At 70.8% G+C, this 12,349-nt stretch carries 13 protein-coding genes and 1 tRNA gene; 1 reads left to right on the top strand and 13 read right to left on the bottom strand.

All coding sequences use genetic code 11. The features are described 5' to 3' along the window. Positions 1 to 200: 200 nt before the first annotated feature. Positions 201 to 287: transfer RNA gene (locus ACIBNA_RS18795), tRNA-Leu, on the top strand. Positions 288 to 364: 77 nt separating this feature from the next. Here the strand turns inward: ACIBNA_RS18795 and ACIBNA_RS18790 are convergent. From ACIBNA_RS18790 to ACIBNA_RS18730, 13 genes are all read right to left on the bottom strand, one after another. Next, positions 365 to 1,702 carry an MFS transporter gene (locus ACIBNA_RS18790; protein ID WP_399166308.1) on the bottom strand — a complete coding sequence of 446 codons (1,338 nt, stop codon included), beginning with the start codon at positions 1,700 to 1,702 and terminating at the stop codon, positions 365 to 367. An 86-nt stretch (positions 1,703 to 1,788) separates the two neighbouring features. Beyond that, positions 1,789 to 1,974 (bottom strand): hypothetical protein, encoded by a 186-nt coding sequence (locus tag ACIBNA_RS18785; protein ID WP_399166307.1) that lies wholly within the window; start codon positions 1,972 to 1,974, stop codon positions 1,789 to 1,791. Between the two features lie 43 nt (positions 1,975 to 2,017). Further along, the gene (locus tag ACIBNA_RS18780; protein ID WP_399166306.1) at positions 2,018 to 2,971 is read right to left on the bottom strand and encodes an alpha/beta hydrolase; all 954 of its coding nucleotides are present in this window, start codon (positions 2,969 to 2,971) and stop codon (positions 2,018 to 2,020) included. Between the two features lie 17 nt (positions 2,972 to 2,988). Then, positions 2,989 to 3,225 carry an acyl-CoA carboxylase subunit epsilon gene (locus ACIBNA_RS18775; protein WP_399166369.1) on the bottom strand — a complete coding sequence of 79 codons (237 nt, stop codon included), beginning with the start codon at positions 3,223 to 3,225 and terminating at the stop codon, positions 2,989 to 2,991. Between the two features lie 128 nt (positions 3,226 to 3,353). Further along, positions 3,354 to 4,301 (bottom strand): hypothetical protein, encoded by a 948-nt coding sequence (locus ACIBNA_RS18770; protein WP_399166305.1) that lies wholly within the window; start codon positions 4,299 to 4,301, stop codon positions 3,354 to 3,356. A gap of 50 nt (positions 4,302 to 4,351) precedes the next feature. Beyond that, positions 4,352 to 4,987, bottom strand: coding sequence for a DsbA family protein (locus ACIBNA_RS18765; RefSeq protein WP_399166304.1), 636 nt, complete (start codon positions 4,985 to 4,987; stop codon positions 4,352 to 4,354). Positions 4,988 to 5,098: 111 nt separating this feature from the next. Then, a complete protein-coding gene (locus ACIBNA_RS18760; protein ID WP_399166303.1) occupies positions 5,099 to 5,752 on the bottom strand; it encodes a putative quinol monooxygenase in 654 nt (217 codons plus the stop codon). 38 nt (positions 5,753 to 5,790) lie between these two features. Continuing rightward, positions 5,791 to 6,654 (bottom strand): NAD(P)H-binding protein, encoded by an 864-nt coding sequence (locus tag ACIBNA_RS18755; protein ID WP_399166302.1) that lies wholly within the window; start codon positions 6,652 to 6,654, stop codon positions 5,791 to 5,793. Positions 6,655 to 6,720: 66 nt separating this feature from the next. Beyond that, a complete protein-coding gene (locus ACIBNA_RS18750) occupies positions 6,721 to 7,521 on the bottom strand; it encodes a class I SAM-dependent methyltransferase (protein ID WP_399166301.1) in 801 nt (266 codons plus the stop codon). 195 nt (positions 7,522 to 7,716) lie between these two features. Beyond that, complete coding sequence (locus tag ACIBNA_RS18745; protein ID WP_399166300.1) at positions 7,717 to 8,634, bottom strand: hypothetical protein; 918 nt, start codon at positions 8,632 to 8,634, stop codon at positions 7,717 to 7,719. Between the two features lie 27 nt (positions 8,635 to 8,661). Then, positions 8,662 to 10,227: an acyl-CoA carboxylase subunit beta gene (locus ACIBNA_RS18740; RefSeq protein ID WP_399166299.1), complete on the bottom strand. Its 1,566-nt coding sequence runs from the start codon at positions 10,225 to 10,227 to the stop codon at positions 8,662 to 8,664. Between the two features lie 71 nt (positions 10,228 to 10,298). Then, positions 10,299 to 10,883 carry an NADPH-dependent FMN reductase gene (locus ACIBNA_RS18735; RefSeq protein ID WP_399166298.1) on the bottom strand — a complete coding sequence of 195 codons (585 nt, stop codon included), beginning with the start codon at positions 10,881 to 10,883 and terminating at the stop codon, positions 10,299 to 10,301. A gap of 30 nt (positions 10,884 to 10,913) precedes the next feature. Beyond that, a complete protein-coding gene (locus ACIBNA_RS18730) occupies positions 10,914 to 12,326 on the bottom strand; it encodes an MFS transporter (protein ID WP_399166297.1) in 1,413 nt (470 codons plus the stop codon). Between the last annotated feature and the right edge of the window lie 23 nt (positions 12,327 to 12,349).

Here is a 12,349-nt window from a genome sequence, read left to right as displayed (position 1 = left end):
TTGTTCAGACGGTGAAATTCCGTCATTCCGTATGCGCCGTCGAAGCTCGCACGCAAGGCTGGTGGCAAGTGCGGATGGCGCATTCCGTGTGCTGATGCACCCTCAGACGTCAATAAAATAAGACAACATCGGTCCACCCTTCCGCTGTTCGGGGGACCCGTCCCGATAGTCTCGGAACCTCGATGCGGAGCCCATGGCCTGCCCGGATGGTGGAATGCAGACACGGCGAGCTTAAACCTCGCTGCCCCTTCGCGGGCGTGCCGGTTCGAGTCCGGCTCCGGGCACCAGCGTCTTGGTTTCGCTGGCGCACCACTGGCGCAGGCCGTCTTCCTGATCACCCACAGGCACGACGCGTCGGCGCCGGTCACTCATCGCGCACGGCAGGTGGAGCAGCAACCGGCGCCATGGGAGCCACGGGTGGGGAGCCCCGGCTGGGGGTGTCGGGGTGGATGGTGTCCCGGGGCTCGCCCGCACCCGCCGTGTCCGCGCCGCGACGGGCCCCGCGCAGGTGGACAGCGAGTGCGACGCCGGCGGCGAGGAGTGAGGCCGTTCCGCCGATGAGGAGACCGGACCGGGCTCCCAGGGACGCGGCGAGGCCGCCGATGACGAGGGCTCCCAGCGGGGTGGTGCCCTGGAAGACCAGGGTGTAGAGCGCCATGACCCGGCCCCGGTAGGCCGGGTCGGCGCCCAGCTGGATCCGGTGATTGGCCGCCTGCGCGAAACAGATGGACGCGAAGCCTGTGAGGAACAGCAGGACCCCGGCCGTGGTGTAGGTCGGTGCGAGACCCGCGAGCATCTCCAGCGCGCCGAATACGGCCGCCGTTCCGATGACGAGACCGAGCGGCGGCCTGCCCCGGCGCAGCGTCGTGGCGAAGGCCGCCCCGAGCGAGCCGACCGCGAGCGCCGTGGTGAGCAGCCCGAAGGCGGCGACATCGGCGTGAAAGACCGTCTTGGCGAGCAGCGGCAGGGTGAGCTGGAAGTTGAAGCCCAGCATGCCGACCACCGCGACCAGGGCCAGCGGCAACAGCAGATCCGGCTGGGCCGCCACATGCCTGATCCCGTCCGTGACTCGGGCGCGCCGAGGCCGGTCGGAGGTTCGGTGCAGCTCGGCGGGGCGCATCAGGCACAGCCCGGCGACCGTCGCCAGATAGGTCACCGCGTTCAGCAGCATCACGGTGCCGGTACCGAACCAGCCGATCAGCAGGCCGGCCACGGCCGGGCCCAGCACCCGCGCGGAGTTGAAGTAGGCAGCGCTCAGCGCGGACGCGTTGGGCAGCAGGTCGGCGCCGACGAGTTCGCTGACGAACGACATCCGGGCCGGCACTTCGACGGCATTCACCAAGCCCAGTCCCAGGGCGAACAGACCGACGTGCCACAGCCGCACCCCGCCCGCCAGGACCAGCACACCGAGCAGCACGGCCAGCACGCAGGAGGAGAGGTTCGCGCCCATCAGCAGCCGGCGCTTGTCGTAGCGGTCCGCGAGGCCCCCCGCGTGGAGCGTGAACAGCAGCAGGGGCGCGAACTGCAGGGCCGTGATCAGCCCTAGGGCCGAGGCCGAATCACCGGTCAGGGAGAGCACCAGCCAGTCCTGCGCCACGACCATCATCCAGGTGCCGCAGACGGAGACGAGCTGGCCCGCCGCGAACAGCCGAAAGTTGCGGACCGTCAGGGACTGGAAGACGTTGGCGAAGGTGCTCCTCATCGGGCCCGCGCTCGGGAAGATGGCGCGCCGCCACGGTGTGGGGCGTCGCCGTGCTGACTCGTCATCACTGTTCCCACGGGGCCGGTTCAGTCGATTCCGCGGAAGATGTGGGGGTCGGGGTTGTCCCCCTCCTCACCGGCGAGGAGCGCGGGCCGATGGGTGCCGGGCTCTTCGAGCATCAAGGTCTCGAGGATCAGGGTCTCGAGGATCAGGGTTTCGAGGATCGGGGTTTCGGGGGTCGGGCGTTTGCGCCCCAGTCCGTTCGTACTCACGTTCCCGCCTTTCGTCCGGATCTCGGTGAGGGGCAGCGTCATGTCAGTGCAGGGCGGCGTCCAGCTCCTGCGTCGGATCGGTCACCGTCTGCGGCCGCAGGGCCCGCGGGCGGGCGACCGGGGCCGCCGCATCGCGTGCCAGGAGGCATTCCTCCAGGAAGGCGAGCGCACGAAGGTGGTACGTGCGGGCCGCCCACCCGAGGCTGATGTTGTGCCCGGCGTCCGGCTGATGGTCGATCACCACCCTGGGTGCCGCCAGCGGGCGCCGGAGCGCGGCGATCGCCTCCTTGTCGAACCGCCACCACCGCTCCTGCTCGGCGAAGGTGAAGCGGACCGGCACCCGTACCCGGGCGGCGATACGGGGATACAGCTCGGGCCACCGCAGCCCCTCTTCCGCTTCACGGGTCGGCACCGGGGAGACCAGTGCGCGGCCGAGCCGGAAGGCGTCCGGCGGATAGAGCCGCAGGGCACCCCAGTGCCTGCGCCAGTCGCCGCGGCCGCCCGCGCCCGGCAGCTGGTGCGGTTCGACGGCGAACCGGCTGCCCAGGCCGGAGATGTCCAGGCCGAGCAGGGTGTCGCCGCGTTCGTGCGCCGCGGCGGCCAGGGCCGGTTTGCCGCCGTAGGAGTGGGCAACCAGGAAGTAGCCCGCGCCGGTGTCGTGGCCGGCCGCGAAGTCGGCGAGCGCGGCACGCAGGGTGGCCGCCTGCTCCTCGATCGTCTGCCCTCTGGGCAGCCGGGCGGCAAAGAGGCCGTAGCCGGGACGGTCCACGGCCAGCACGGTGTATCCGAGTTCGGCCCCCAGGGCCAGCAGCGAAAGCCCGGGGCGGGATCGGCTGTCGAAGTAGCCGGCCCGCATACCGCCACCGTGCACGGCGACCACCACGGCCCGCGGCGGCCGGTGGCGGGGTACGGCGACCAGGCCCGAGACCGGAATGCCGTCGGCGTCGAGAGTGATGCCACGGACGTCCGGAGCATCGGAATCCAACAACCCTGCCATGCGGGTGACCTCCTCGCTCACGCAGCCCGTCCGCCCCTGCGCGGCGTCGCGCTCTGCCAGCTGCGCGGCGTGCGATGGCCGGACATGCGCTCCAGGCGACGCCAGCGGGCAACGGCCCGGCCCTCGTCCACGTCCGTGTCGTCCGCCGGCGCCGCGAACCGGGCGAGCAGAACCGCGGTGACCGCGGCCAGTTCGTCGTCGTCAGGGGCACCGCTTTCGATGCGTATGAGCGTCTCGGCAGTCGCGTTGGTCAGGTTCATGGTCGTCGCCTCCGTCGCCACGGTTCCCGGTGAGAAAGAAGAGGGAAAGGGAAGGAATAGAGAGGGAGATACGGCAGACACCGGGCCCCACAGGCCCGTAGGGCCCGGTGAACATCCGGAGGTCACTTGACTTCGAAGATCTTCCAGTGACCGCGCTTGATGAGGCTGCTGCCGTCCTTGGCATCGCTGAAGAAGTCGACCACGACGTAGCGGCCCGGCTGGAGCGTGAGTTCGAGCAGCGAGGTCTCCCCGCTGTCCATGGGCAGACCGCCGGTGCCCTGCTCCAGGTCGAGGGGCCCGGTGTAGTCCGGGAACGCGCCGGTGTCGCCGAAGTCGTTGACGTAGGCCTGGACGTCTTCCTCGGTGACGTCGTCCGCGAGGCGGAAGAAGATGGCCTCGATGAACTGGCCGTCGGGCATGGCGTTGCGGAAGAGGATCGGACGACCCGCCTGCACGGTGCCGTTCAGGTTCCAGCGCGGCCGGCCGTCGACCATCTGGCCGGTGAGGGTGGCGGTGGGGGCCGGTGCGGTGCCGGTTCGGACGGTGCCGCTGACCTGAATGACGCTGTGGCGCGGGTTCGCGTCCCGGATGTTCCGGTAGTCGAAGAACCAGTACGTGCCCGGCGTCAGGGTCCTGGTGAAGGATGCCGGAAGATTCGGGTGGATCACCGTGCCGCCGAGCAGCTCCGCCTTCTGCCGCATCTCGGCGCTGCCCTCGACGATGTCGGGCCCGACCGCGTTGATGATTTTCAGGATGGAGGAGCGGAAGCTCTCGAAGGTCACGCCGGGCTTCGGACGGACCAGCGATATCCAGCCCGAGGCGGGGTCCGTGGTGGACACCCGGAACGTGGTGGGGCCGGGGCGCGCGGTGGTCGGCGCGGTGAGTCCTGCGACGGAGGACTTGAGCTCCAGGACCTGAAGGGCCTGTTCCTGGGCGGCAGACCGGTCCGCGGAGAGCCGGGCGGTCATGGGCTGGGCGGCGGCGGTGCTCAGGCCCGTCGTGGCGGTGAGGACCAGCAGCGCGCCGGCGGCGGTGGCGGCCCAGGTGTGACGTAAGCGTCCTGGTCTCATGAGGTTCTCCAAGGTTGGGAACGGTGTGCGGGTGGGGTGGAACAGCGGATTCAGCTGCCGCCCGCGGCGGCGGCCTCGAAGGCCCGCTGGATCGTCTCCTCGGGCTGTGCGCCGGTCAGGCGGATCCCGCCGCCGAAATCGAACTGCGGTACGGAGCGGATGCCGAGAGCCCGCACCCGGGCCAGTTCGGCCCGCAGTTCCCCGGCACCGGCCGGGCTCGGCCGGACGCCGGTCTCGGCGGCGAGCCGGTCCAGGGTGGTTCGGTCGCCGATGTTCAGCCCGTCGGTCAGGTAGGCGCGGAAGATGCGCTCGGCCATCGGCTCGCCCAGGCCCTGGCGAGCCGCGGCGGCCAGGAGCCGGTGGGCCTCGAAGGTGTTCACATGCACGGCGCGCTCGAAGTTCAGCTTCAGGCCGTCCTTGGCGCCGACGGCCGCCATGCTCGCCGTGGCCTGAGCGGCCTGCTCGGCGCTGCCGAAGAACCCGAGGTGCACCTCGGCCAGCGGCCGGCCCTCCGGTGGCGCGTCGGGAGAGACCTGGAAGGGGAGGAACACCACGTCGAGTTCGCCGCCCGCCGCCCGGTGGCGATCGGCGACCCGCTCGAAACGGGTGAACCCTATGTAGGAGTGGACACAGGTGAGGTCGAGTGCGATCTCGATTCGCAGAGACCTGCTCGTGGCGGCGGTCATCGTGGTGCGGCCCTTCGGTTCATCGTGCTGTGGACACCGGGGTTCGGTGTGCCAGGTTCAACGGAGCGGACAGCGGGGCCCACGTCCTGGCCCCAGCCGTACGGAGCGTGCTCACGCGGCCTCGATGTCGGCGGCCACGGTGCACAGGACGTACTCGGGCGGGGCGCCTTCGAGACGGGCTATCTCTTCCTGCCCCTCGGAGATCCTCGGGTCGGCCATCCACGCGCGGTAGGAGTCGGCGTCCGCCCACATCGCGTAGTTGACGAAGGTCAGGCCGTCCGGGCTGATGTGCGGCGTGGCCGAGATGAAGCCCGGGTGGTGACGCTTCCATTCGCCGCTGCGGGCCAGCAGGTCCGTCAGGGCGTCGTAGGACTCCCGGTCGCGCAGGTGACGCGTCGCGACGGCCACCCATCCCGGCTGCCGGCCGAGCTGGGGTCCGTTGATGCCGGGGGCCGGAGAGCCCCGGAAGGCCGTCGCCGTGCGCACGCCTGGCCTGTTCGCCAGTGCCGTCGACACACCGGCGTCGCCGCCGTCCGGGAAGGCGGCGTGGTGGTCCGCAGCGCCGCGCCACACAGCGCGGTGGATCACCGTCCGCCGGTCGGGGCTCACATGGACGCGGGAGGAGAGGAACCCCGGGCTGTGGCGCAGCCGCCCGGCGGCCTCGGCGACGATGGCGTCGACCAGCGCGTCGGCCGTCTCGGGCTGCTCGGCCGTCAGGGTGTCGAAGGTGACGAAGCCGGGCTCGTGAGCGGGCACTTCTGTCATGGGAACTCCGTAGGTGGTGTCCGTGAGGCTGTCGCCGCTCAGCGGAGTGCGTCGGCGTGCTCGAGGGCCCAGGAACGGAAGGTGCGGGCCGGCTTTCCGGTCACCTCCGCCACGACGTTCGAACTCACTTCGGGCTCCTTGGTGAGCGTCGCGAAGTAGTCGAGCGCCCCGTCCGCGTACGAGGGCGGCCAGCCGCTGTCCACCATGGCCTGCCGGGCAGCGCCGTGTTCGATGTCCTGCCAGGACAGTTCCCGCCCGGTCACCTCGCCGATGATGCGCAGCTGTGCCGCCTGGGAGAGCTCTTCGGGGCCGGTGACGAGGTACTTCTTGTGGGCGTGACCGTCGCTGGTGAGCGCCTTGGCGCCGACGGCGGCGAGGTCCGCCTCGTGCACGGAGGTCCGGGTGGCCGCGCCGTACGGGTAACGCACGACGTCGCCGGTACGGATCTGCTGGACGAATCCCATGGCGTTGCAGTGGAATCCGGTGGTCCGCAGGAAGGTCCACTCAAGGGTGGTCCGCTCGAGCAGTTGCTCGATGTAGGCGTGGCAGTTGTTGTCCACCGGCTCGAGGCCGATGTGCACGCCGACGGACGAGACGAAGGCGACGCGCCGTGCCGTGGCCTCGATCTTCTTCAGCACGGCGGGGGCGGTGTCGACGGGGAGGCTGAAGAAGGGCCACATGAGGAAGACGCCGTCGACACCTTCCAGGGCGGCGTCGAGGCTGTCCGGGTCGCCGAGGTCGCCGTGGCAGATCTCGACGCCGTCGGGCAGACGGCCCGCGTTCGGGTCGTCCGGGAGGACCAGCGCACGGACGCGGGCACCGGCTTCGAGCAGCTGGGCCACCGCGTGCGGCCCGACGTTTCCCGTCGCCGCGGTGACCAGGACGACGTGCTGTGCGGTCATGAGTGCTCCCTCAAGGAAACGGTTGTGACTTCGGGTGGTGCCTCACGGGCAGGGAGGGCGCTGCGCTCACCCCGCCGGTTGCCGCGCCCACGCGGAGACCATGAGCGTCGTCATGTCCCGCCCCTCCGGGCGTCCGAGCAGGTCCATGAACTCCGCGAGTTCGTCCGCGGTCACCATGCCGCCCTCGACCAGCGCATGGCCTTCCTGCCTCAGCCGTAGGCCGATCAGTTCGTCGTCGGCAACGGACTGGCCGGGCCCCGCGGGAGTGAGCCGCAGCCCGACCGACTCCAGGCCGGCCCGTGACAGGGCGGCCGGCAGGTGCCGCGCCCATCCCATGTCGGCCCCCTGCTCCTGCATGCGCCGCACGTACCCACCGACGAGAGTGCGCCCCACGGCGGTCGCGGCGTGCTCGGCGGGCAGGTAGTAGAAGTCCTCCACGACCAGCCAGCCACCGGGTGCCAGCCAGCGCTTCGCACGGGCCAGCAGCGCATCGGGGTCCTTGAGGTGTTCGAGCACGGCCCGCGCGAGGACCAGGTCGTAGGCACCCTCCTCGAACTCCTCGGAGACGATGTCGGCCTGCCGTACGGTCAGGTTGGCGGCGCGAGCGTCGTCCAGCCTGCTGACGTCGATGTCGGCGGCGAGCACGCCGCCCTCGGGCACCTGCTCCGCCAGCCAGTAGGACATCGACCCGGCCCCGGCACCCAGCTCCAGACACCGCCAGCCCCGGTCCACGGGGAGCGCTGCGATGATGGCGCGGGTCACCGGATCGTATTTCCTCTCGAACAGCCTGAGCTGGTCGAGCTGGGAGAATGTTCCCCGGGTCAGCGATCCTGTGCTGTACGACTGCGCCGGAGCACCGTCCGCCATATCCAATGCCTTTCCCGTTCCGATGTCATTCCTTGATGCGTTGATCCGGTTGACCCGGCGAAGGAATGTCGAGTCATGGGGAATTCCACAGGCCGCTCGCATATCGGCGGCACGGCCGGGAACCATGTACGAACAGCCTCTTCGGTAGCGCGGACGCATTCAAGGTTTCCCGTATCAGATGTGTCTGCGGCTCTGTCACGTCTGTGTCAAATCCGCCGTCGGCGGGCTGTCCGGCCGACGTGCCGTGGGCACAAAGAAGGGCGCGAGCTCCGCGGGAAACACTCCGGCCGCTGCGGCGGTCCGTATGAATTCCTCGGTGAGACGGGTGAGTTCCGCGACACCGGCCGGGCCGAGGTGCCGGTACGGATCACGATCGCCGCGGTCGGTCTCCTCCTCCAGCTCCCGGCGGAGCCGGACACCCTGCGGGGTCAGCGTCCCGTCCGCGGACATCAGCCCGCGCTCGCGCAGCCGGTCCTCGGCGGCGGACCAGTCCTGGCGAGTCCACCCGCGCTGGGTCATGACGGCCTCACGCGGCATTCCCGCACCGCTCGCGCAATGCGAGACCAGCGCCTCGAGTCCGTCGAGGCCGGCGGCACACAGCGCGGCGACGTGACTGTCCCCGCGGTGCTCTCGCAGCAGGGTGGCCGCGTACCAGAACGCCAGGTGCGGCGCGTCGGGCACCTGCTGGTCGGCGTGGGCCGCGTAGAGGGGGCGCCCGGCACGACCGCACGCCTCGACGGCGCGCAGCGCCAGCCCGGCCGCGTCCCGCATCGGGCGTGCCGTGAGGGCCTGTGCCCCCAGCACCCGGCGCAGGAGAGTGTCCACCGCGCGCAGCCGGGCGGCAAGCGCCTCGTCCGGGGTCACCCGGTCCCAGAGGGCCGGGAGGTGCCGGGCGATGGTGTCGTGCCGGAAGTTGTAGAACACGGCGGTGACCACGCCCGGTCCCACTCTGCCCAGCGCCGCGGCCCGGCCCGCCAGGTAACAGTCCATGGGGTCGTCGATGCCTCGACCGGCCAGTTGCCCGCCGAGGTCGGGGCTGAAGTACACGGTGGAATGGAAGGTGTTCAGTGCGTTCTGGCACTTCCGGGCGGGCGGCCCGGGCGGGGGTGTCATAGTCGTCGCTTCCGTTTCTTCGGCTGCCTACTGCGGGGGGTTGCCGTGCTTGCGCGTCGGCAGGTCGGCGTGTTTGTCCCGGAGCATGGCGAGTGAGCGGATCAGCACCGACCGGGTATCGCGCGGGTCGATGACGTCGTCTATCAGGCCGCGTTCGGCCGCGTAATAGGGGTGCATGAGCTCGGACTTGTACTCCGCGATTCGCTGCTCGCGTACGGCCTGGGGGTCGTCGGCGGCGTTGATCTCGCGCCGGAAGACCACGTTGGCCGCACCCTCCGCGCCCATGACCGCGATCTCGTTGGTGGGCCAGGCCAGCGCCAGGTCGGCGCCGATCGACCGGGAGTCCATGACGATGTAGGCGCCTCCGTACGCCTTGCGCAGCACCAGCGAGATCCGTGGCACGGTGGCGTTGCAGTAGGCGTACAGCAGCTTGGCTCCGCGCCGGATGATGCCGTTGTGCTCCTGGTCCACGCCCGGAAGGAAGCCGGGAACGTCGACGAGGGTGACCAGCGGGATGTTGAACGCGTCGCAGAACTGGACGAAGCGGGCGCCCTTCTCGGAGGCTTCGATGTCCAGCACACCCGCCATGGAGGCGGGCTGGTTGGCGACGATGCCGACGACATGGCCGTCGAAGCGGGTCAGTGCGCAGACGATGTTGGTCGCCCAGGCCGGGTGTATCTCGAAGTACTCGCCGTCGTCGACGATCTCCTCGATGACCTTCCGGATGTCGTAGGCCTGTCCCGATCCGGCCGGCACGAGGTCGAGCAGGGCGTCGCCCGGCCGGTCGGCCGGGTCGGCGCAGGGCTCGACGGGTGACAGCTCGCGGTTGTTGGAGGGCAGCAGCGACAGGAGATAACGCACGTCCTCCAGGCAGTGCTCCTCGTCGTCGTACGCGAAGTGGGAGACGCCCGAGACACCGGCGTGGACGTCGGCACCGCCGAGGCCGTTCTGGGTGATCTCCTCACCGGTCACGGTCTTGACGACATCGGGTCCGGTGATGAACATCTGCGAGGTCTCACGGACCATGAACACGAAGTCGGTGAGCGCGGGGCTGTAGGCGGCGCCGCCCGCGCAGGGGCCGAGCATCACCGAGATCTGCGGGATGACGCCCGAGGCCCTGGTATTGCGCTGGAAGATGCCGCCGTATCCGGCCAGGGCGGTGACGCCCTCCTGGATACGGGCGCCCGCACCGTCGTTCAGGCTGACCACCGGGGCGCCGGCGGCCTCGGCCAGGTCCATGATCTTGTGGATCTTCTGCGCGTGTGCCTCGCCGAGCGCGCCGCCGAAGATCCGGAAGTCGTGGGCGTAGACGAAGACCGTACGGCCGTGCACGGTGCCCCAGCCGGTGACGACGCCATCGCTGTACGGTTTCCTGTGCTCCAGGCCGAAGCCGCTCGCCCGGTGTCGCCGCAGGGGTTCGACCTCGTTGAACGACCCCTTGTCCAAGAGCAGCGCGATGCGTTCGTGCGCGGTCAGTTTGCCCTTGGCGTGCTGTCGTTCGGTCGCGGCCGGATCGGGTCCGTTCCGCGCCGATTCCTTGATCGCGGTCAGTTCGTCGGTCCGGGACCTGAGGGTCGCTTCTGCTGGGGGCATGGTGTGGTGCCCTCTCCCTGGGTAGGTGGTGGTCGCGGTGGCGGAGGTACGGGGCCTGCCGGTGGGCGGCTTCACGGCTGGTACGGGTACTTGGCGCGCCCCTCGCGGAGCACGGTGGCCCACCAGGCGAGCTGGTCGAGGAGTACCTTGGCGGCGCCCGCCGGGCCCGTTACGTCCTTCGGCCTGCCGTCCTCGCCGAACTGCTCCCCGACCGTGTGGAAGCCGACCGCGTCACACACGGGGACGGCGTGCAACTCGGCGAAGACCGGACGCAGTCGGTCCACCGCGCGCAGGCCCCCGGACGGACCGCCGTAGGAGACGAAGCCGACCGGCTTGGCGCACCACTGTGTGTAGTGCCGGTCGATGAAGTGCCGCAGTGAGGCGGGGAAGCCCTGGTGGTACTCCGGCGTCACCACGACGTAGGCGTCCGCGTCCGCCAGGCGCACCGACACCTCGGACAGTGCCTCGGCGGTCTCCGGCGACGGCTGGTGCGAGACGGCGGCGGGCAGTTCGTGGTCGGCCAGGTGGATCAGGTCGACCGCCAGATCCGCACGCTGTCCGGCCTGGCCGGCGAACCACTCCGCGATCAGCGGGCCGAAGAAGTCCGCACGCGCGCTGCTGACCAGCACCGCGAGCCGCCAAGTCCCGTTCGGCATGGTGTTCCTTTCGTCCTGGGAGGGGGAGGATCAGCGGGTGGCGCCCTGCGCGGAGCGCCGCGGCAGCAGGCCGTACAGGGCGACGAGGAAACCGGCCAGGCCGACAGCCGTGACCAGCCCGAGGGCGGGCCCGTAGCCCGCGGGGTACAGCGCCGAGGTCAGCCCGATCATGAGTGCGGCGCCCAGCTGTACGGCGGTCTGGTACAGCCCGCTCGCCTCCGCCTGCCGGGGTGCGGGCACCGAACCGGTGGCCTGGAGGTGCAGGGCCGCGAAGGCGAGCACGAACGCCGCGCCGACGAGCAGCATGGTGGGCAGTACGTCGGTGGCGTACCGCACCTCGGAGGGGGCGCCGCGCGGGTAGAGCAGGTAGCCGGCCGGTGCGGCGGCGGCACCGGCCGCGATCAGCCGGGCCGGACCGAACCGGGCCGCGACGCGGCCGGAGTGGAGCGCGGTGAGCGCGAGCGGCGCACTGGCCGGCAGGAACGCGAGCCCGGTCTCCAGCGGGCCCCACCCGGCGCGCTGCTGAAGGTGCAGGGTGCTCAGCAGAAGCAGGCCCAGATACGAGCCGTTCAACGCCGCGGCACCGAGCGCGGAGCGCACCAGCGGCCCCTGGGTGAGCAGGCCCAGGTTCAACAGGGGCTTCTCGGCGGTCAGTTCGCTGCGGACGTACGCCGCGCCGAGCAGCGCAGCGAGGACGAACGCGCCGATCGTGCGCGGATGCTGCCAGCCGGTGGCGGTCACGGAGACGCTCGCGTACACGAGCATCAGCGTTGCGCCGGTGAGGCCGAGCGCGCCCGGGACACCGTAGCGTCCGGCGCCATTCCTGTCCGGCGCGTCGTGCGGGATCAGCCGCAGCCCCGCGGCGAAGAGCAGCAGGACGACCGGAGCGGGGAAGGCGAACGCCCAGCGCCAGCTCGCCTCGGTGAGCAGCCCCGACAGCAGCAGCCCGGCGGAGAAGCCCACGGCGCCGAAGAAGGAGTAGACCGACACCGCCCTGCCGCGTGCGGGGCCCTCGGGGAACACGGCGATGATGATGGCGAGCCCGGTGGGCGCGGTGAGCGCGGCGCACCCGCCCTTCACCAGGCGGGTCCCGATCAACAGTGCCTCGCTGTCCGTGACGGCACCCGCCACGGACGCGGCGGCGAAGACCAGCAGGGCGGCCAGGTAGACGGGACGTCGTCCGAGCAGCGTGACCAGGCGGGAGCCGAACAGCAGCAGCCCGCCGAAGCCGACGGCGAATCCGCTGACCACCCACTGCGCGTGCGCCACGGGCAGGCCCAGATCGGCGCCCACGGCGGGCAGTGCCACCAGTGCCACGGACACCTCCAGGGCATCGATGAGCATGTTGCCCGCGAGCACGAACAGCAGGCCCCACAGGGCGGGGCTCCACCGCTCGCCGGCCGTGGCGGGCACGGTGGTCCGGGGGGTCGTCGCAGGTGTCATGGTCCCGTTCTGCCGTAGTGGTG

Origin of the sequence: Streptomyces sp. NPDC050164, from assembly GCF_044459945.1 — a bacterium.
Lineage (GTDB): Bacteria > Actinomycetota > Actinomycetes > Streptomycetales > Streptomycetaceae > Streptomyces > Streptomyces coeruleorubidus_A.
The sequence above is the reverse complement of the archived record's forward strand: the minus strand, read 5'-3'. Positions and strand labels throughout refer to the sequence as shown.